Annotated in this window: 16 protein-coding genes and 1 pseudogene; 9 read left to right on the top strand and 8 right to left on the bottom strand. The window is 64.7% G+C overall.

Annotation, left to right across the window (positions count from 1 at the left end; genetic code table 11):
- The first annotated feature begins 75 nt into the window (after positions 1–75).
- From AC5RTE_RS06085 to AC5RTE_RS06065, 5 genes are all read left to right on the top strand, one after another.
- A complete protein-coding gene (locus AC5RTE_RS06085; RefSeq protein ID WP_494040505.1) occupies positions 76–2,628 on the top strand; it encodes a rhamnogalacturonan lyase in 2,553 nt (850 codons plus the stop codon).
- Between the two features lie 32 nt (positions 2,629–2,660).
- Positions 2,661–3,494, top strand: a complete 834-nt coding sequence (locus AC5RTE_RS06080) for an aldo/keto reductase (RefSeq protein ID WP_494040504.1) — start codon at positions 2,661–2,663, stop codon at positions 3,492–3,494.
- Between the two features lie 132 nt (positions 3,495–3,626).
- Complete coding sequence (locus tag AC5RTE_RS06075) at positions 3,627–3,893, top strand: GlsB/YeaQ/YmgE family stress response membrane protein (RefSeq protein WP_494040503.1); 267 nt, start codon at positions 3,627–3,629, stop codon at positions 3,891–3,893.
- 112 nt (positions 3,894–4,005) lie between these two features.
- The gene (locus AC5RTE_RS06070; protein ID WP_494040502.1) at positions 4,006–4,476 is read left to right on the top strand and encodes a YtxH domain-containing protein; all 471 of its coding nucleotides are present in this window, start codon (positions 4,006–4,008) and stop codon (positions 4,474–4,476) included.
- 200 nt (positions 4,477–4,676) lie between these two features.
- Positions 4,677–6,788: an HNH endonuclease signature motif containing protein gene (locus AC5RTE_RS06065; RefSeq protein ID WP_494040501.1), complete on the top strand. Its 2,112-nt coding sequence runs from the start codon at positions 4,677–4,679 to the stop codon at positions 6,786–6,788.
- Positions 6,789–6,983: 195 nt separating this feature from the next.
- On the opposite strand, the gene AC5RTE_RS06060 is transcribed toward AC5RTE_RS06065, so the two are convergent.
- Positions 6,984–7,811 carry a putative protein N(5)-glutamine methyltransferase gene (locus AC5RTE_RS06060; RefSeq protein ID WP_494040500.1) on the bottom strand — a complete coding sequence of 276 codons (828 nt, stop codon included), beginning with the start codon at positions 7,809–7,811 and terminating at the stop codon, positions 6,984–6,986.
- Positions 7,812–7,984: 173 nt separating this feature from the next.
- Here AC5RTE_RS06060 and AC5RTE_RS06055 point away from each other — a divergent pair, with 173 nt between their 5' ends.
- Positions 7,985–9,031 carry a lactonase family protein gene (locus AC5RTE_RS06055; RefSeq protein ID WP_494040499.1) on the top strand — a complete coding sequence of 349 codons (1,047 nt, stop codon included), beginning with the start codon at positions 7,985–7,987 and terminating at the stop codon, positions 9,029–9,031.
- 105 nt (positions 9,032–9,136) lie between these two features.
- Here the strand turns inward: AC5RTE_RS06055 and AC5RTE_RS06050 are convergent, their stop codons facing one another.
- The 3 genes from AC5RTE_RS06050 to AC5RTE_RS06040 form a co-directional block, all read right to left on the bottom strand.
- A complete protein-coding gene (locus tag AC5RTE_RS06050) occupies positions 9,137–10,045 on the bottom strand; it encodes an SDR family oxidoreductase (RefSeq protein WP_494040498.1) in 909 nt (302 codons plus the stop codon).
- A 34-nt stretch (positions 10,046–10,079) separates the two neighbouring features.
- Entirely contained in the window at positions 10,080–12,314 is a 2,235-nt protein-coding gene (gene malQ / locus AC5RTE_RS06045; protein ID WP_494040497.1) for a 4-alpha-glucanotransferase, read from the bottom strand.
- 145 nt (positions 12,315–12,459) lie between these two features.
- On the bottom strand, positions 12,460–13,245 hold the full coding sequence (locus AC5RTE_RS06040; protein ID WP_494040496.1) for a GAF and ANTAR domain-containing protein: 786 nt from the start codon (positions 13,243–13,245) through the stop codon (positions 12,460–12,462).
- Between the two features lie 145 nt (positions 13,246–13,390).
- Between AC5RTE_RS06040 and AC5RTE_RS06035 the strand changes: the two genes are divergently transcribed.
- Positions 13,391–14,437 (top strand): aldo/keto reductase, encoded by a 1,047-nt coding sequence (locus AC5RTE_RS06035; RefSeq protein ID WP_494040495.1) that lies wholly within the window; start codon positions 13,391–13,393, stop codon positions 14,435–14,437.
- A 172-nt stretch (positions 14,438–14,609) separates the two neighbouring features.
- Positions 14,610–14,789: pseudogene (locus tag AC5RTE_RS06030) on the top strand (DUF3040 domain-containing protein); the annotation flags it as partial.
- On the opposite strand, the gene AC5RTE_RS06025 reads toward AC5RTE_RS06030, so the two are convergent.
- The 4 genes from AC5RTE_RS06025 to AC5RTE_RS06010 all read right to left on the bottom strand — a co-directional run bounded on the left by AC5RTE_RS06025 (position 14,745) and on the right by AC5RTE_RS06010 (position 17,625).
- Complete coding sequence (locus AC5RTE_RS06025; protein WP_494040782.1) at positions 14,745–15,836, bottom strand: DMT family transporter; 1,092 nt, start codon at positions 15,834–15,836, stop codon at positions 14,745–14,747. The pseudogene AC5RTE_RS06030 and the gene AC5RTE_RS06025 overlap by 45 nt on opposite strands.
- Positions 15,837–15,853: 17 nt before the next feature.
- Entirely contained in the window at positions 15,854–16,450 is a 597-nt protein-coding gene (locus AC5RTE_RS06020; RefSeq protein WP_494040494.1) for a TetR/AcrR family transcriptional regulator, read from the bottom strand.
- An 84-nt stretch (positions 16,451–16,534) separates the two neighbouring features.
- Positions 16,535–16,804, bottom strand: coding sequence for a hypothetical protein (locus tag AC5RTE_RS06015; RefSeq protein ID WP_494040493.1), 270 nt, complete (start codon positions 16,802–16,804; stop codon positions 16,535–16,537).
- A gap of 47 nt (positions 16,805–16,851) precedes the next feature.
- Entirely contained in the window at positions 16,852–17,625 is a 774-nt protein-coding gene (locus AC5RTE_RS06010; RefSeq protein WP_494040492.1) for an SDR family NAD(P)-dependent oxidoreductase, read from the bottom strand.
- Positions 17,626–17,833: 208 nt separating this feature from the next.
- Here AC5RTE_RS06010 and AC5RTE_RS06005 point away from each other — a divergent pair, with 208 nt between their 5' ends.
- Positions 17,834–19,171 carry an MFS transporter gene (locus AC5RTE_RS06005; protein WP_494040491.1) on the top strand — a complete coding sequence of 446 codons (1,338 nt, stop codon included), beginning with the start codon at positions 17,834–17,836 and terminating at the stop codon, positions 19,169–19,171.
- The last annotated feature ends 5 nt before the right edge of the window (positions 19,172–19,176 follow it).

Here is a 19,176-nt window from a genome sequence, read left to right as displayed (position 1 = left end):
CTTGTTTTGGGCACACCCCTGCCGCTAGGTTATCGGGGAAGCGTTTTCCCACGACAAAATTGAAAGGATTCACTGATGAATCCGAGCAGGAACCCCGCTCGCCTTCTTTCGGCAGGTGCCCTGGGCGTTGCCCTGGCCCTGGGCTGCCTCTCCACCCCGGCCACCGCCGTCGAACGTTCCCCGAAGCCCGGCGCCCCCGGCGTCCAGCTGGACCACCTGGACCGCGGCCTGGTGGCCGCCAAGACGTCGGAAGGAGTGTTCCTCAGCTGGCGCCTCCTTGGCCACGAAGCCACCGGATCCTCTGCCACCGGCCTAACCGGCACGGACTTCAACGTCTACCGGGACGGCGAGAAGCTGGCGACCGTCACGGACAGCACCAACTACCAGGACGCTGCTGGAACCGCGGCGTCGGAATACCAGGTGCGGGCCGTCGTCGGCGGCGTTGAACTGGACCGGAGCCCAAGCGCCACGTCCTGGGGCGGCAACTTCACGGACATCCCCCTCAAAAAGCCGGCCGACGGTGTCACCCCCATGGGTCAGGCATACACCTACGCTGCGAACGATGCCTCCATTGGTGACGTGGACGGTGACGGCCAGTACGAGTTCGTCGTCAAATGGGACCCGAACAACTCCAAGGACGTCTCCCAGGTGGGTTACACCGGGAACACCTATGTTGACACCTACAAGACGGACGGCACCCTCCTCCACCGCATCGACCTCGGCGTGAACATCCGCTCCGGCGCCCACTACACCCAACTCCTGGTCAACGACTTCGACGGCGACGGCCGCGCGGAGATGATGATGAAGACGGCGCCGGGAACCAAAAGCATCAACTTCAACGCCGACGGCAGCGTAGCTTCGGAAAGCTTCATCTCCCTGCTGCAGCCGGACATCGTTGCCGGCTACTCCAACTCCGACGACTACCGGATGAGCGCCGCTGACTACTACCAGCACATGGTGACAATGTTCCAGGGCTGGAGTGAGCACCCGGAAGTGAAGGCCGGCAACTGGCCCGCCACGCTGGAGGAAGCGTTCGGAATCGCGCCGAAGTACCAGTACCCGCTGTCCGAACCGGACGCCAAGGCACTCGCTGACTACTTCATGGACGTCTATGCGCCGTCCCGCAACACCAAAAACAACCTGCGGGCCTTCGAGGGCTTTGTCCTGTCCGGCCCGGAGTACCTTACTGTCTTTGAAGGCGCCTCGGGCAAGGAACTGAAGACGGTTGCCTATGAGCCCGGCAGGCACGACGACGGCCTCATGTGGGGCGATTACGCGATGGCCCGCATTGAGCCGGGCAACCGCGTGGACCGGTTCCTCGCCGGAGTCGCGTACCTGGACGGTAAGAAGCCCGCGGCCGTGTTCGCCCGCGGCTACTACACGCGCAGCACCGTTGCCGCCTACACCTGGGACGGGTCAAACCTCTCCCCCGAGTGGAACATCGACTCGGGCTGGACGCCCATGACCAACCCGTTCAATGACGGCCCGCACGGGCGTGACGGCACCGACCCCGAGTTCGGCAAGCTGACCACCCAGGGCTTCCACTCACTAAGTGCCTCGGACGTTGACGGTGACGGCAAGCAGGAAATTGTTTACGGCTCCGCAACGATCGACGACGACGGCTCGCTGCTCTACAGCTCCTTCGACACCATGCCGGCTGGCAGCGCCACCCCGGGCACCGAAGCGCGCCTGGGCCACGGCGATGCCATGCACGTCACCGATATCGATCCTGCACGGCCGGGCAAGGAAATCTTCAGCGTGCACGAAGGCGGCACCTATGCGCCCTACGGCTACGCCATGCGCGACGCCGCCACCGGGAAAGTTCTCTTCGGCGCCTACTCCGGCAAGGACACCGGCCGCGGGATGATCGGGGATGTTGATCCTGCCGTTCCCGGCATCGAGAACTGGGCCATCGGCATGCAGTCGGCCGATGGAGACAAGCTCTCCACCAAAACCCCGGGCACCAACATGAGCATCAAGTGGGCCGCGGACATGACCACACAGCTCATCAACGGGTCCGGGAATGAGACCCCCAGCATCGACGACTGGAAGCGCGGGCGGCTGCTCACTGCCACGGACACCCGCACCAACAACGGCACCAAGGGTACCCCCAGCCTGGTGGCGGACGTGGTGGGTGACTGGCGGGAGGAACTGCTGGTGAGGACTGCGGACAGTTCAGCCCTGCGCATGTACCTGAGTACCGAGGTGACCAACCACAAGCTCTACACCCTGATGCAGGATCCCCAGTACCGTGCAGAAGTTGCACGGCAGAACACCGCTTACAACCAGCCGGCCTATACGGACTTCTACCTCGCCTCCGACATGGACTTCACAAATGTTCCCCTGCGCGCCGCCTGGCTCCCCGGCAGCGTAAAAGCGCAGGAGCACGTTTTGGAAGACCTGGTCGAATCAGGAGACGTTGCGGGGCCGGTGGCCAGCCAGCTGACGGCGGGACTCCGGCAGGCTGCCAAGGCCGTTGAGGACGGCGACGCAGCCAAGGCCGGGCAGGCGCTGCAGCGCTTCACGGACTTCCTCAGCCAGCAGAAGAACCCGGACAAGGTCTCCAATGACGCACGCGTTGCCCTGAGCTACAACGCGGAAAACATTTTGAAGGCGTTCGGGGGCTAGGACGGCCGCTACATAAGGGAGAGACTGTTGCAATGACACTCGCACCGCTGATCAAACTCAATGACGGCTACTCCATCCCGCAAGTGGGCCTCGGCACCTGGCCCATGGACGATGACCAGGCGGCGACCGCCGTCGTACAAGCCCTGGAAGCCGGCTACAGGCACATCGATACTGCCGTTAAGTACGGGAATGAACAAGGCGTGGGCAACGGTCTCCGGGCCAGTGGCGTGGACCGGGACGAAGTGTTCATCACCACCAAGGTCGATGGCCAGTTCCAGGGCAACGACCGGGCCGTGGAAGGGCTGGAAGGGGCGTTGAAGCGGCTGGGGCTCGACTACGTGGACCTGTTCCTGGTCCACTGGCCGCTGCCCCAGAGGGACGAGTATGTGTCCACCTGGAGGACCTTCGAGCGGCTGCAGGGGGAGGGCAAGGCGCGTTCCATTGGTGTTTCCAACTTCAAGCCCGCCCATTTGGAGCGGCTGATGGCCGAGACGGACACAGTGCCGGCTGTTAACCAGATTCAGCTGAATCCGGCAGTCACCCGCGTAGCGGAAAGGGAGTTCCATGACCGGCACGGGATTGTGACGCAGTCCTACAGCCCGTTGGGAGGGGACGGAGCCGGCCTCTTGAGTGCCCCGATCCTGTCCCAGCTGGGGGAAAAGTATGGCAAAACACCCGGCCAACTGGTCCTTCGGTGGCATGTCCAGAACGGAATTGTGACAGTTCCCAAAACATCCAATCCGGAGCGGATGCGGGAGAACCTGGACATCTTCGATTTCGCCCTGGACGCGCAGGATCTAGCGGAGTTATCGATCCTCGATGAGGGGCCCAACGCGGGCAACGATTCTGACGTCACGGGCCACTGAATGGCCCTGAAATGGGCTTTTTCTAAAAACCGGGGTTGGCAAATAGATAGTAAGCATGATTACTATTGAGGCAGAAGGATGAAGTGCTTCCGGGATCCGGAGGCCTCCTTTACTTAGGAAGAGGAACAAAAAATGGGATTCATTGCATTTCTAATTCTCGGACTTATTGCTGGTGCGATCGCTAAGGCGATCCTTCCGGGCCACCAGGGTGGCGGCTGGCTCATCACCCTTGTTCTGGGCGTCGTTGGAGCACTCCTCGGCGGCTGGATTGGCGGAATGCTCTTCGGCACCGGTCTGCAGGAGTTCTTCTCCCTGCAGACGTGGCTGCTGGCCATCGGCGGCGCACTGATCGTGCTGCTGGTGTACGGCATGATCACCAAGCGCGGCGCGCGCCGCTAACTAGCGGGCAAGCCAGGAAAACCGGCCTTGGGACAACATCCCCTGGCCGGTTTTCCTATCTCCCGGCCTCTCTGGCCGGAACTGAAACCTTCTCAGGGAGCAGGAGTTCATCATGAAAAACAAACTTCTTTTAGGTATCGGCATCGCCACCGGGTATGTTCTCGGATCACGGTCCGGCCGGGCAGCTTACGACAAGCTCAAGGCACGCGCTGCGGGCATCTGGGACAGCAAGCCTGTCCAGGACAAGGTGTCCGTGGCAACAGAGGCCTTCAAGGAGAAGGCCCCTGAAGTTGCGGACCAGCTGACCGAAGCGGCCCGCCGCGCAAGTACCGTCATTGGCTCCGCAATGCACCGTGACTCCTCGTCCGCATCCGGCAAGTCCACGTCCGATGCCGCTACTACTTCGGATGCCTCAGGCGGCACGGCTGGAACTTCTGCCGGGGGGACACCTGGCGTTTCGGGCACTACTTCCGGCACCCCCGGGGTTTCCAGCCTTGACGGTGGCCACATCCCTGCCCACAGCACCCATCCCGAGACGCTTTACCTGGACACCTCCAGCGGCGAACCGGAATCAAAGCCGTAGCTCGCGCGGCTGCCCGTTAAGGCGCAGCGCTTCCTTCTGACAGGGGCCCAGCGCTGACGTGCTACAAGTAAGTTGCCGTGCTGGCCGTCGCGATCCTTGGGGGACGCGGCGGCCAGCGGCGTTTAATGCCAGCTAACCCTCTTATCCACATAGCTGCTTTTGCTCGCGGTTTTGTCAGGGGTGTTTGGCAGAGTTGTCCTATGGAAGCCATTGGGCAACAGCTTGCGGGGTTCGGCGGTTCTGCCGCTGTGCTGACGCGGGCGGGGAGCAGTTTCGCCGGTGGCCTTGAGGCGTACGACGGCGGCACTCGCGTCGGTCTGGCCGGTCGCCTTCGCGTCGTTCCCGGCAGTCCCGCGCCTCATAAACCCGAACTGGATGAACCCGAGCCGTTTGAACCCACTGATGAATCTGACGGGGACGAAGCTGTACCGGATAAAGCTGCGCCGGATGAAGCGGCGGCCTTGGCCGTGGCAGACCCGGCACGCCCTGAATTGCCGCTGGGTTTGGCCGAGTGTGGCCGGCTCCTGACGGCGGCCGCTGCAGCCGCGCCGGGTTTGCTGGCCGGGGCTGACTACGTTGAAGCCGCTGATTTCGCCGGGCACGTGGAGGACCTTTCCCGGACGGTGGAGTACCTGCAGGTCCTCGCCGCAGGGACCGTGGACCGCACCCGAACACAGGCCATTGCCGCCGCGGACACCGCCCGGGCCTGCCGGGCTCGGACGGGCAAAGGCTGGGTCACCGGCTGGGACAATGGCGTGGAAACCCTGACCGAAACAGACACCGCATGGCCGGCAGCTTCAACAGCAACCGGTACACCTTCTGACCGGCTGGTCACCTCACCGGCCGATGACGGGTGCGCCACCACCGCCGAGTTCCTCCGCCAACGGCTCCGGATCGGCAAGAGCGAAGCCCACCGCCGGCTCGCCCTCGCCGCGGACATCCTGCCCGCCACCACCCTTACCGGCCAGACCATCCCGGCCCCACGCGAACACCTCACCACCGCCCTCACCCCAACCCCCGGCACCGCCACCGGCAGCACCGCCGCCGGCACCGGCTCTGGTGCCGGCCCGGCCGTGTCTTCCCGGGCCGGGACCATCATCAGCCTGACCCTGAACCGGCTCCAACACCTCACCACCGGGGAGAACCTGGCGCTGATCGAGGAAAACCTCACCACCACCGCCGCAGCCGCCGATCCCGACTTCCTCACCCGCGTCGCCCGCCGCTGGGCCGAGACCATCGACGCCGACGGCACCGAACCCAGCGAAGAAGCCCTCCGCCACACCCAGGGCGCGTTCATCCGCAAACCCCGCCACGGCCTGCACCACCTCGACATCTACGCCACCACCGACCAATACGAACACCTCCTCACCGTCATGAACACCGCCACCAACCCACGCACCACCACCGGAACTAAACCCGGCACCGGCACTGCAGCTGAACTAGGGCCCGGCACGGGCACCGGCACGGATCACTGGCGGGACCGCGGCGTGGACGTGGAACTGGACCGCCGCACCAGGCCACAAAAACAACTCGACGGCCTCGTCGGCGCCGCCAAAATCGCCCTGGCCACCAACACCCTGCCCAGCACCGGCGGAAACCGCCCCCAAATCATCGCCACCATCAACTACCAAGACCTCCTCCCCCACCACAAAGCCACCCACCCCACACCCACCACCGGCACACACCCCGGCACCGACAAGGACACCACCACCGGCACACACCCCGGCACCGACAAGGACACCACCACCGGCACACACCCCGGCACCGACAAGGACACCACCACCGCCACCGCTCTACGCACAAGGACCAGCACCGGCCCCGGCACCGGCACGCCCCTCGGCACCGGCACGGGGAACTTCGTGTTTACCGGGCCCGTCGCCGCCGCGACCCTCCGCAAAATCGCCTGCGACGCCGACATCATCCCCGCACTCCTGGGCAGCCACGGCGAAATCCTCGACCTCGGCCGCAAAACCCGGCTCTTCACCCCCACCCAACGCCTCGCCCTCACCGCCCGCGACCAAGGCTGCACCTTCCCCCACTGCACCATCCCCGCCCCCTGGTGCGAAGCCCACCACATCACCTACTGGTCCCACGGCGGCCCCACCACCATCAACAACGGCGCCCTCCTCTGCAGCAGCCACCACCACCTGATCCACAAAGAACAATGGACCATCACCACCATCAACGGCACCCCCTGGTACACACCCCCAAAACACCTCGACCCCCACCAAAAACCCCAACAAAACCACTACTTCAAACCACCCCCACCACCCCAAACCACCACCGAAACAACCACCACCGCGCGGAAATGAAGATGGACCCCAACTGGGGATGCCAGCGACCGTGGGTCCGGCTGCAGGCATCGACCGCGGCTACTCCTTGGACAAGGTCGCCCTGCCTACAGAACGGCTAACCGTAGTTTGCACAGGCAGTGCCGCGCTTGTTAGCACTTTCGTAATCACAGGCAACAAGCGTTGGGTGCACGAAGAGCCATAGGTGGTGGCAAGTCACCGCCACCGGGGCGTACCTACCACGACTGTGCCGTCCAGCTCCTCCGAGTGGACAGTCCGTGCGGCAAATCCCGCAACCGCCATGACGGCCGCCGTTCCGGCAGCCTGAGGCTCGCTGGTTTCGATGACCAGATGGCCGTTTGGATCCAACCACTCGGGGGCTTCACGGATGATGCGCCGGTGGAGGTCCAATCCGTCGACACCGCCATCGAGAGAATGGGACGGCTCGTGGACCCTCGCCTCGGGCGGCATGGTGGGCAGCGCGCCTGTGGGCACATACGGGGCGTTCACCACGATGAGCTGCACTTGCCGTCTGAGCCGGGCGGGGAGGGCGGCATACAGGTCACCCTGATGAACTTGCCCGCCCACGGCTGCCGCGTTCCGTCGGGCGCACTGCACGGCAAGTGGATCAATATCTGCCAAGTGAAGTTCGCCTAGGGACGCCCGGGCAGCCAGTGCGACGCCCACTGCCCCGGATCCGCAGCACAGATCAACAACAGCGGACGACGACGCCGATGCAGGCAGCAGAGAACGGTCGCGCAGCAGTGCAGCGGCCTCCGAAACGAGCAGTTCGGTGCGTCGCCGAGGTACAAAGACACCAGGGTCGACCGCTATATGAAGTCCGCAAAATTCTGCCCAACCAATGATGCATTCAAGGGGCTCACCGGAAACGCGGCGTTCCACCCACACCGCAAGTTCAGCGGTGCTTGGTGCTTCGGACAGGAGCAGCTGCGCCTCGTCTTCGGCGAATACACAGCCGGCCGCCCGCAGGACTGATACGAGGTCGGCAATGTCGTGAGGAGCAGGTGGCACTGGAGCTGGCATGAAGCGCCTTTCGGTGATCCGCTGGGCATCTCGCTCATTACCTAACCGGAAGGCCCCAGCGACACGAGGACTAACCAGGTGAAACCCAAAGGGGCACACCTCCGTCAAGCTGCAAAATCCAATGCTATTCCGCAATTCCCGGATTACGGCGGTTTTCTTGGCAGGATGGACCCATGACTTCGCCTGCCCCGCACACGTTGATCTGGACCGGCACCTACACTCCCGACGGCGGCGGACGGGCGGAAGGGATCGGTGCACTTGCCGAACACCCCGACGGCAGTCTCGAGTGGCTTGGTACGGCCGCCAAAACCGATTCTCCGTCTTTCGTGGCTGTGCATCCAGCTTTGCCTGTGGTCTATGCAGTGGCGGAGCAGCGCAAGATGGTCCGGGCCTTTCGACGCACCGGTGATTTTGCGCTGGAGCCCCTGGGCCGTCCAAACCCCTCGGGAGAAGCCACATGCCATGTGGCGGTGGACCCGCAGGGCCGCTTTCTTACCGCCACGTGCTGGGGTGACGGCCAGGTCCTGCTGTACGAACTGAACCCGGACGGCAGCATCGCCGGGCGTTTTCCCGCACTGCCCTCGGTTGATCCCCATGCCAGCCAGACTCCTGGCGATCCCCGGCAGAGCCGGGCCCACGCGAGCCTGATGCTTCAGGACGGGCGCATTATGACGACGGACCTGGGCCACGACACTCTCAGGATCTGGAACTACGTGCCGGGGGAGGGCCTTGTGGCAGACCACGAGGTGGCCCTCCCATTCGGGGCCGGCCCGCGCCACTTGGTGCAGCACGCCAGCGGCAACGTCTATGTGGTTTCGGAATATTCGATTGAGGTCTTCGTGGTCAGGCCGGAAGCCGGGACATTCGAACTCGTTTTTCGAGGCCCGGCTACGTCCGGCGGCAGCCTGCCCGATGACTCGGCTGCAGAAATTAGCCTTGGCAACGAGGGCAGGCACGTGTACGTGGGTGTCCGCGGTTCCAACTTAGTAAGCGTCCTGAAAGTCGGTGCAGGAGGGACAGAACTGGTGCCGGTTGGAGACTTCGCCAGCGGCGGGAACTGGCCGCGACATCATCTGGTCAAGGGCCGCTGGCTGCACGTGGCCCACGAGCGGTCGGACAATATAGCAACTTTTGAACTCGACCCGGTGTCGGGTTTACCGGGACCCCTGGTCCACAACCTGGAGACGCCTTCCCCTACCGCGCTGGTACCGGCGGGATAGTCCGCAGGACAAGCCACAGGACCCGCAGGACAACCAGAATAGGCGCACCAGGCGGAAGCAACGCTGCCGGAACAGTGAAAAGTGCAGTAAAGCTCAGGCCGGAGCTCAGTTACGCACCGGATGCCCGAGAATGGTGATCAGCCGCCTTACCGCCTCCTCTGCTGTGGGCGGCGTCCCAAAAAACTCCTGTTGCCTGGCGGTGTCAGCCACGTACCTGCCGGTCTGGAACCACGCAATCATTGCTGCCAAATCCTTTGCCATGGGATTCACTGGCCCCATTACAGCACCGGCCGCCCGCAGGATCCGAAGCGGAACAGTCCGGACCCGGATTTCCTCCCCCAACACCTGTCCGGCGAGGTCGGCGAACTCCTGCATGGCGATGGGCCGGTCCCACCCGATATCGATGCGCTGGCCCTCGACACCCGGAGCATCCACGGCCGCGGCCAGGTATCCGGCGACATCCGGAGTGAGCACGAACGTCAGAGGGATTCCGGCGGAGCCGAACCACATGACCTTGTGCCTGCTGAGCGGGTCGCCGCCGAAACGCGTCACCTGGTCCAGGAAGGCCCCCGGCCGCAGAGCGACAAACGGCACGCCCAGGGCCTCGAGCCGGTCCTCCATCAGCCTTTTGTGCCAAAAGTGAGGGACGCCGGGTGTTTGGTCACACGTCAGGATGCTGGTGAGGACGAACCGGCGGATCCCGCTATGCTTGGCGGCTTCAGCCAGGTTTGAGTTGCCCAACGTATCGGTTTCCGGGGTATCGCCTTTGCGGTGCCGTGTGTAGCCGGCAGCTGTAGTGACAACGGCATCTGCACCGCCCATCGCCCGCCGCAGCGATTCAGGGTCCAGCATGTCGCCACGCGCAATCTCCACGCCGGCAGAATCGAGCCGGGAAGCATCTGAGCCGGGGCGCACCAGGGCACGCACCTGCTTTCCCCGCTTCAGCAATTCCGTCACCACTTGGCCGCCCAGCATGCCGGTGCCGCCTACTACCAGTACTGGTCCCTCACCCATCGTGCTCTCCTGACCGTTCGCCCGGCCGCGCAGCCTACCCGCGCATGGCCTCCTCCACCGCCGCCAGCAGCGAGTTGAACCGCGGGTTGGCGGGAAGATCGTCCAGAAACACCGGCTTGCCGTCCGGCCCGCCCAGAGGGACCTGCCAGTTCGGGTACAGCGCTTCGGTAGTGCCTGGCTGGTTCTGGACCCGCCGCTCCCCCACGGCATCCACCAGGGCAACCCCCAGCAGTACCGACGGCGCCTGTGCCAGCAGCAGGTGCAACGCCTCGATGGTCCGTTCTTCATTAGCACCCGGACCGCCGGAAGCGTCGTCCGGCAGGTAGCCGCGCTCCCGCACCAAAGCCAGCATCTTCTCCAGCGAAGCGTTGTGCTCGGCCCGTTCCTCCTCTTCGGAGCGCTCCAGAAGGCCCAAGCCGCTGCGCAGCGCCACATGGTCACCGGCGAGGTAACCGGCGGTCGGCGGCAGGTCATGGGTATTCACGCTGGCGAGTGCCTGCGTGCGGTACTTTTCGGGCGCAAGGGGCGAGTCGCCGTCGTACTCGAACCAGAGGATGGACGTCCCCAGGATGCCGCGGGCAGCGAGGTAGTCCCGTACCCAGGGCTCGAAGGTGCCCAAATCCTCGCCAATCACCACGGCGCCGGCACGCTGCGCTTCGAGGGCGAGGATGCCGATCAGCGCCTCATGGTCGTAGCGGACGTAAGCACCGTTACCCGGGGAATTGCCGGACGGGATCCACCACAGCCTGAACAGGCCCAGGATGTGGTCCACCCGCACGCCGCCGGCATGCCTCAGCACCGTGGCCAGCATGTTCCGGAACGGGATGTAGCCGGCTTCGGCGAGCCTGGCGGGATGCCAGGGCGGCTGGCCCCAGTCCTGGCCCTGCTGGTTGTACATATCCGGCGGCGCTCCCACGCTGGTGCCGGGAGCCAGGACATCACGCAGTGTCCATGCGTCGGCGCTGGCGTGGTCCACGCCCACGGCGAGGTCGTGGACAACGCCCAGCCGCATGCCGGACCGCAGCACTGCGTGCTGCGCAGCTTCAAGCTGTTCATCACAGATCCACTGCAGCCAGCGATAGAACCCAATCCGGTCGGCGAGCTTTTCCCGGAGCGCCTCGGTCTGCGGTGTGCCGAGGGCGCTGGCAGGGTCTGACCAGAAGGGGTCTCCGGCCGGCAGGTCCTCACGGATGGCGGACCAGAGGGCAAAGTCGTCCAGCCCGCTGCCGGAGACGCGGCAGAACTCATTGAAGGCGGCCTGCCGGGCAGGCGAACGGCGGGTGTGGTAGAGCAGCTCCAGAGCCTGGAGCTTGGCTGCGTAGACCGAGTCGCGGTTTAGCCGGTCGCCCTCCCTGTTCAGCGGAGCCACTTCCTCGCGCAGCTTCTCCAGTGCGGCACGCTTTCGCGGCTTCAGGTAGGCCAGTTCGGGGATCGCCTCGATGCGGATATACAGGGGGTTGAAGAACCGGCGGGTGGACGGCGAATACGGGGAGGGCTGCACGGGCGGCACCGGCTCGGCGGCGTGGAGCGGATTGACCAGGATGTAGTCGGCTCCGCGGGCAGCGCTCAGTGCGCCGAGGTCAGCCAGGTCGGAGAAGTCGCCGATACCCCAGGACCGGCGGGAGCGCACCGAGTACAGCTGCATGGCCAGTCCCCAGCCGCGGCGCTTTTCGAGCGGTGCAGCGGTGGTCATCCGCGCCGGCACCACCACCAGGGTGGTGGACGCGGTGGCGCCGCCTGATTCGGCGTGGAGGGTGTGCCAGCCCAGCGGCAGGTCCCGTGGAAGGGCGAAGGTGGCACGCCCGGTGGATACACCGTCAACATCCCGCGGCTGCACCCGGAGGTCCTGCTCCACGGCGTCCCTGGACCCGGCACCGCCTTCGAGCGTGATGCGCACCTGCACCGCGGCGCCGTCCCGCACGTGGACCGGGACCTGGGCCGGCTCGCCCTGCTGGATCACGACGGCGGGAGGCAGCATCCGCCGCCACGGAGCCAGTTCCGCTTCCGCGAGCGCGGCCTTGATGAGCTCGTTGGTGTGGGCCTGCACGCCCAGGGAGGCCAGGACCTTGATCAGGGTTTCTTCGGCAACATTGTGGGGCAGCCCGTCCCAGCCCTGGAAGGACGTTCCCACGCCATGCACGTCCGCCAGTTGCTGGAGGAGGTGCTGGTCCACGGCCCCGGCAGCTACTTCGCGGTCAGCGCGTGGAATGCCTGGCGGATCCGCGGGCATCTGCGATCGCTGTGGGTGCTGCTGGTCTGAAGCCGTCATGCGTGTCCGCCTCGTCTGGTGTGATGTGGCCTGAACTTACAGTGCTGCCTGTTGCACCGGGCGCCTGCACCCCCGCGCACAACCGTTGGTTCAGATTATTGCAGGGCGGCCCAGAGGCGAAACTGGAGCGCCCGCACTGCGCGGGTTACTGCTCGAAGTAGGTGCTGACCGAGCCCGAGCCCACCTGGTGCAGGATGTCGGCCGCGACGTCGCGCAGTTTCTGGTTGCGATGGCTCGATGCCTGGGTCAGCACAGCCATCGCTTCTTCCTGTGTGCACCGGTTCTGGGCCATCACTACACCGCACGCCAGATTGATCACTGTGCGGTGTTCCAAGGCAGCGGTGAGGTCCTCCGCGAGGTTCTGCGCATCAGCAATCTTGAGTGCCAGCCGCAACGCCCGTCCGGCCAGCTCGGCAAATGCTTCTGCCCTGCGGACCACGTGAGCGGTGAATACTGCGGGTTCGTCCGCGAAGAAATCCAGAGCAGCCGCCTGCGTTTCATCCAGCGCGAGCGGAACGCCCAAAACACTGCGGCAGTCGCTTTCCGCAAGGAGCTTCTGGTCCTCCGGCCAGCGCGTGTCCCTTTCCGCATCATCGAGGATTACGGGCTTCATGGCTTCCAGGGACGTAAGGCACGGACCGTGTCCCAAAACCTGCTCGAGTTTGTCCAGCGCCGTTGCCCGCGCGCTGCTGCCCGCAACAGTTGCACTTCGCTTCCGTTGCCGGAGCGTCACACCGCACTCAATGTGTGAATTGGCCGTCTCACTCAGTGTCGAGGCAGCCAGGATGGAAAGGTCGGCAAGGAAGCCACTGACGTTGGTGCTGCCGATAATCATGTCGTGCAGTTTCAGGAACTGCTCCTCATTACTGGGAGTGCCCCATGCCTCAATATATGCGACGCCAGGCCAGCCGGTCGCTCCATATTTCGTCATACCGGCCCCCTGCGTTACCCCGGAAGTCGAAAAGAGAAGCCCCGAGGCGGGAACCCGCCGGTACCCGGCCAATCTGTGTAGCCTCGTGACGATCAAGGGCATGCATCGGAAGCAACATGCCGCAAAATATCGGAGGAGACCGGAGATGAGCCTCAGCGAATTGCGGGTGTTCGGGCGATCAGGCACCCCTATCAGCCCGCTGACCCTGGGCACCATGAACTTCGGGGAAGGACCGGGCGGAGCCCCCGGTGCCCCGACCGGTGCCGAGGAGAGCATCCGGATCATCCAATCGGCGGTGGACTCGGGCATCACCGCGATCGACACGGCCGATGTGTACTCCCAGGGCGAATCGGAACAGGTGGTGGGGCGTGCACTCCGGGGCCGCCGGGACGACGTCTTCCTGGCCACCAAGTTCCACGGCCAGATGAGCCCCAACCCTGCCCATGCCGGCAACTCCCGGCGGTGGATCACCCAGGCGGTGGAGGGCAGCCTTCGCCGCCTCCAGACTGACCGCATCGACCTGTACCAGGCGCACCGGCCGGACTACAACACCGACGTCCTCGAAACCATCACCACCCTCAACGACCTGATCCGGCAGGGGAAAATTCTTTACTACGGCACCTCCGTGTTCACGCCGGCGCAGCTGGTGGAGGCACAGTGGCTTGCCACCACCAACCACCTGATTCCGCCGCTCGGAAACCAGGTGCCGTACTCGATGCTGGTGCGGGCCAACGAACGCGACGTCTTCCCCATCGCCCAGCAGTACGCCCTCGGTGTCCTGGCGTACGGCCCGCTGGCAGGAGGCTGGTTGTCAGGCAGCTTCGTCCTGGAGTCCGGCAAGGCACCCACCCGGGTCCATTCCCTTCCCGGCCGCTACGACATCTCCGGCCCCTCCAGCGAGCGCAAGCTGCATGCAGCCGATGCCCTGGCACGGCTGGCGGACAAGCTGGAACTGTCGCTGGTGGACCTCTCGGTTGGTTTCGCCCTGTCGCATCCGGCCATCAGCAGCGTGATTATTGGACCGCGCAGCGAAGAGCACCTGGCGGCATACCTGAAGGCGGCCGAAGTCCGGCTGGGTGAGTCCGTACTGGATGCGATTGATGACGTTGTCCCGCCCGGCACCAACTTCGTGGAGCGGGACGCCGGCGCCATTGTGCCGCCACTTGAGTTCGCAGAATTACGACGGCGGTAGGACAGTGCTGCGCCCAAGTCCGGAACCCCGGCCAGCCGGGAGCTGTGCCAGTGGAGCTTTGGGGCCTCACCGCGGCGGCGGAGATTTGTGATCCAGGCCCGGGCTCTTGACGGAACAGGACAAGAATTCTACGGTCGTATCGATACTCCCGTATGAGACTCAAGGGCGTCCTATGCCAATGTCCGAGGAGGAGCGAAGGCTCCTCAAGGAGCTGGAGCTCGGGCTGATCGCCGACGATCCACACCTGGCGATGGAGCTGCTCTCCGGCTACCCCTCCCGCCAGTTCAGCGCCGGCTTCTACTACGGTTCAGGCGCTGGCCTGCTCGGCCTTGTGCTTTTCATCGCCGGCCTCAGCGGCCCGGAAATTGGCGTTGGCGTAACCGGCCTTCTGCTGATGGCTTTGGGCGCCTGCCTCGCGCTGCAGAAGCATCCCTTCAGCCGTGGGCGGCGGCGCGGACAGCCGACGTAGCCCGGCCCTGTTGCTGTGCTGACTGCCCCGTGATGAAGAACGTGGAACCAGGAAGATCAGTCCCGCCAAGACAAGCCCCGCGCCAATCCAGGCCACTGCGGGCAACCGCTCCCCCACCACCAGCACAGCCAAGGCAGCTGCCACCACAGTTTCCAGCAGGGAAAGGCCTGTGGCGGTACTGGCATGCACCCGGGCCAGCCCCCAGCCGAACAGGACGTATCCGGCGAACATCGGGACGAGGGCCATGTAGGCCCCCACGCTGAAGTTGGACCAGGATTCCACCAGCGGGCGGCCGGTGAAAACCAGGACGGGCATCAGCAGCAGGCCGCCAGTTCCGAACATCGTTCCCATCGCGGCACGGGAGGAAACGCCTTGATTGATGAGTCGATGGGCGGCCCATGAGTAGAGTGCGTAAGTGATGCCGGCAACCAGGCCCAAGGCTATTCCGGCCAGGCCGGCCCAGGACTCCCCCGCCGGACCTGCGCCGCCGCCGTCGGGCCTGTGGCCGGCAAGCGACAACAGCACCGCACCTGCCACGCCAAGCAGCGCCCCGGCCAGCCAGCGGCGGGTGAGCGGCTTGTGGTCTGCAAGGCGTTCTATCACCGCTGCCGCCACCGGGGCCGAGCCGATGGAAACCACCGTCCCCACTGCCACGCCGGCAAGATGCATTGAGCTGTAGAAGGCCAGGGGATATACCGCCACTGCCGAGGCTCCGAGGGACACCAAAGGCCATTGCCCTCTTAAGCGGCCCCATTGGGCGCTGATCGGCCTGGCCGCGTACAGAGCCTGCAGCAACCCGCCAACTCCCATCGCCACCGCACCGATTGCCAGCGGACTGACCGCCGGCGCGAAGGTGGCCGCCGTTCCCGTGGTGCCCCAGAGTACCGATGCGGCCAGCACGAAAACGGCACCCCACAGCGGACCGGACATGCGGCCGGTGGAAGCCGTCACAGCTCGTCCAGCAACTGCGCGGCGATGGTGCGGGCCTCCACGAGCCGGGTCTCCCCACCTTCAAGTCCCGCACGGACCATGGCGCCTTCGAGCAGGAAGGCCAGGTGACGGGCAAGTTTCCCCTGGCGCTCTTCCTGTCCGGGGAGCATCTCCGCCAGATGGTTTGCGAGGAGGCGTTCTACTTCTTCCTTGTGACGCTTCACCGAAAGGCGGCCCGGGCTCCCGGCCGGCAGTTCCGCCGCGGCGTTGAGCAGCCCGCACCCCCGGAATCCGTTCTCGTAGGCAAGGCGGGCATGATCGAGGTAGGCGTCAAAGGTGGCCAGCACGCGTTCCTTGGGCCCGGACGCTTTACCCAGCCGTTTCCGGTAGAGGCCAAGCCATTCCTCGTGCCGGGTTTCCAGGTAGGCGGTTACCAGGTCCGACTTGGACGCGAAGTTGTTGTAGAGGCTCTTTTTAGCCACTCCTGCCTCGGCCGTGATGGTGTCGATGCCCGTGGCCCCCACACCGTGTGCATAGAAAAGCTTCGCCGCCGCCGCGAGCAACAGTTCGCGGGCAGATCTTCGGGTCGGGTCAGACACTGCTGACGGGGTCATGGCCAGTCCTTTGGCGGTAGTAGTAGGTAGACCAGTCTACCTACTACTACCGTTCCTGCCAACCGTCCCTACAGGAATTCGCGCTTACCGCTTGGGACCGGACCCCGAGAGCTGGGCAAACGCCATCTTGAAACAGAGTTTCCCGCTGAGCTCCTGAGGCTGGATCCACACTTCAAAACCCTCGGCGGCCGCGTAGAGGGCCCTGCCTCCCCCGGCATCCGCCGCCAGCCACAAGGCTGAGGAACCAGCCATGGCATCATCTACGGTGCCGGCACGTACGATGCCAAAATCCCTGCGGATCTCCACCGGCGTTCCAATCAACCGGCTCCAGTCGTGGTAGCGATACGGCTTCATCCCGCTGCTCCGCTCCGTCACTTCAGGCGCTTCCGCGGCCAAGCCCTTTAGTGGAGGTGGCTTCCGCCGTTGATGTCGATGGTGGTGCCGGTGAGGTAGGCCGAGTCCTCGGAGGACAGGAAGGTGATCACGGCTGCCACCTCTTCGGTGGTCGCGTTTCGGCCCAGCGGGATGCCGGCGTTGATGGCGGCCTCCTGTTCCTCCGTGCTGCCCACGCGGATGTTGGTGTCGACCGCCCCTGGAGTGATGGCGTTGACGGTGACGCCGGTGGTGCCGAGTTCCCGCGCCAGGGCCTTGGTGAAGCCGAGGATTGCGGCCTTGGCGGCGGAGTAGGGGACCTTGCCGAACACGCCCCCGCCGCGCTGGGCGGAGACGGAGGACATGTTGACGATCCGGCCCCAGCCGTTGTCGATCATGGCCGGCAGGAAGGCCCTGGTCACCAGGTATGTGCCCGTGGCATTTACGTCCATGATCTTGTGCCACAGCTCCAGGGTGGTCTCCAGGAACGGCAGCGGCGACGTGATGCCGGCAATGTTGGCGAGGGCGCCGACCGGGGGCAGGTTGCCTGCCGCAACGTCGGCTGCCACCGCCGCGTGGGCTGTAGTGACGGAGGCTTCGTTGGCAACATCGATCTCGTGGCCGAAGGCGGGGACGTTGAACTCATTGCCGATCTCCGCGGCGACCTTGGCGGACCTCTCCCCGTCGAGGTCCAGGATGACCACAGCCCAGCCCTGGCGGGCGTAGCGGCGGGCGGTGGTGATGCCGATACCCCGGTCCGAGGTTGCCCCAGTGAGGACGGCGGTGCGCTGGATGGTGGTCATGATTGCTCCTTGGTGGTTTCGCACGACATCGGACTTCCGTCCCAGGTGCAGCAGTGATAGGGACCACAATACGTACGGCTACTGTCAACAGTCAACCTTCAAAGTTGACTGTTGACAGTGCCGCATGAGGTGGGTCACACTTGAGGCGTACCATCGTTAACAGTCGACAGCGGCAGGCTCCTTGGTCGCTATTCGGAAGGGAACCACCATGAGCAACGAAGCTCTTAAAATGCGCGGCCACGTGCACGGCACTAAGGACGCAAAGCGTGTTGCAGTCGGCTCAGGCGTCGGCGCAGTCATCGAGACATACGACTTCATCGGCTTCGGCACAGCTGCGGCCCTGTACTTCGGTACAGCCTTCTTCCCCACCGGTGACCCCGTCACCGGGACGCTGGCGGCCTTCGCAACCCTGGGTGTCGGCTTTGCCGCCCGTCCCCTGGGTGGCATCATCGGCGGCCATCTTGGCGACAAGGTGGGCCGCAAGCCCGTCCTGGTGGCGTCGCTGATCCTCATGGGCGTGGCCACGTTCCTGATCGGCCTGCTTCCCACCTACGAGCAGGTTGGCCTGCTCGCCCCGGCGCTGCTGGTGTTCGTCCGCATTGTCCAGGGCCTGGCCTTCGGTGCCGAATGGGGTGGCGCCATCCTGATGAGCTACGAGCACGCGCCGTGGAAGTCCAAGGGCAAGTACACCGGCATCGTCCAGGCCGGCTTCCCGGTAGGCCTGCTGCTGGCCAACCTCGTCTTCCTCGTAAGCGTGAACCTCGGCGGCGAACTCGCCTGGCGTGTTCCCTTCCTGGCCAGCATCGTACTGGTGGCAGTGGGCCTGATCATCCGCTCCAAGGTTCCCGAGTCCCCCGTCTTCGATGAAGTCAGGGACAGCGGCGATATCGTCAAGTCCCCCATCGTTGAGGTCATCAAGACCGACTGGCGCAACATTGTGAAGGGCATCGGCCTGCGAGTTGCTGAAACTGCCGGCTACGCCGTGTCCATCACCTACATGATTTCCTACCTGCACACCGAGCAACTGGCGGACAAGACTGAAACCCTTGTAGCCCTCTGCATTGCATCCTTCATCGGCATCTTCGCCACCGCCGCCTGGGCCCGGCTGACGGACAGGATCGGGCGCCGCCCTGTGTACATCTGGTCCTGCGCCTTCGCGGTCCTGTTTGCAGTACCCATGTTCCTGATGGTCAACACCGGCCTTTTTATTGCTGTGATAGCGACCATCGCCATCTCTTACGCTGTCTGCCAGAACTCGCTCGCGGGCGCCCAGGGAGCCTGGTTCCCGGAACTCTTCCAGGCCAAGACCCGCGCTTCGGGCGCTTCCCTGGCCTACCAGATCTCCGCCATGGTTTCGGGTTTCACCCCGTTCGTCACCACCCTGCTGTTCGTTAGCTTCGGCTGGATGGGTCCCGCCCTGCTCTTCGGAACCTACGCAGCCATTGGACTCTGGGCCGCTGTCGCGACCCGCGAAACCTGGGGAAAGCGGGAGCGCCAGCTCGCAGACGAGATCACCAAAAGCACCCCCAACACGGTGAGCGTCTAATGACC

The sequence above is a fragment of the Arthrobacter sp. K41 genome, assembly GCF_059089645.1.
This window is presented reverse-complemented; position numbering and strand designations above follow the sequence as displayed.

Excerpts from the sequence above, each read along its gene's own strand:
- AC5RTE_RS06020 (WP_494040494.1), bottom strand. The coding sequence starts at position 16,450 with ATGACCCCGTCAGCAGTGTCTGACCCGACCCGAAGATCTGCCCGCGAA.
- AC5RTE_RS06025 (WP_494040782.1), bottom strand. The coding sequence starts at position 15,836 with ATGTCCGGTCCGCTGTGGGGTGCCGTTTTCGTGCTGGCCGCATCGGTA.
- AC5RTE_RS06035 (WP_494040495.1), top strand. The coding sequence starts at position 13,391 with ATGAGCCTCAGCGAATTGCGGGTGTTCGGGCGATCAGGCACCCCTATC.
- AC5RTE_RS06050 (WP_494040498.1), bottom strand. The coding sequence starts at position 10,045 with ATGGGTGAGGGACCAGTACTGGTAGTAGGCGGCACCGGCATGCTGGGC.
- AC5RTE_RS06015 (WP_494040493.1), bottom strand. The coding sequence starts at position 16,804 with ATGAAGCCGTATCGCTACCACGACTGGAGCCGGTTGATTGGAACGCCG.
- AC5RTE_RS06040 (WP_494040496.1), bottom strand. The coding sequence starts at position 13,245 with ATGACGAAATATGGAGCGACCGGCTGGCCTGGCGTCGCATATATTGAG.
- AC5RTE_RS06080 (WP_494040504.1), top strand. The coding sequence starts at position 2,661 with ATGACACTCGCACCGCTGATCAAACTCAATGACGGCTACTCCATCCCG.
- AC5RTE_RS06010 (WP_494040492.1), bottom strand. The coding sequence starts at position 17,625 with ATGACCACCATCCAGCGCACCGCCGTCCTCACTGGGGCAACCTCGGAC.
- AC5RTE_RS06070 (WP_494040502.1), top strand. The coding sequence starts at position 4,006 with ATGAAAAACAAACTTCTTTTAGGTATCGGCATCGCCACCGGGTATGTT.
- AC5RTE_RS06060 (WP_494040500.1), bottom strand. The coding sequence starts at position 7,811 with ATGCCAGCTCCAGTGCCACCTGCTCCTCACGACATTGCCGACCTCGTA.
- AC5RTE_RS06085 (WP_494040505.1), top strand. The coding sequence starts at position 76 with ATGAATCCGAGCAGGAACCCCGCTCGCCTTCTTTCGGCAGGTGCCCTG.
- AC5RTE_RS06065 (WP_494040501.1), top strand. The coding sequence starts at position 4,677 with ATGGAAGCCATTGGGCAACAGCTTGCGGGGTTCGGCGGTTCTGCCGCT.
- AC5RTE_RS06075 (WP_494040503.1), top strand. The coding sequence starts at position 3,627 with ATGGGATTCATTGCATTTCTAATTCTCGGACTTATTGCTGGTGCGATC.
- AC5RTE_RS06055 (WP_494040499.1), top strand. The coding sequence starts at position 7,985 with ATGACTTCGCCTGCCCCGCACACGTTGATCTGGACCGGCACCTACACT.
- AC5RTE_RS06005 (WP_494040491.1), top strand. The coding sequence starts at position 17,834 with ATGAGCAACGAAGCTCTTAAAATGCGCGGCCACGTGCACGGCACTAAG.
- malQ (WP_494040497.1), bottom strand. The coding sequence starts at position 12,314 with ATGACGGCTTCAGACCAGCAGCACCCACAGCGATCGCAGATGCCCGCG.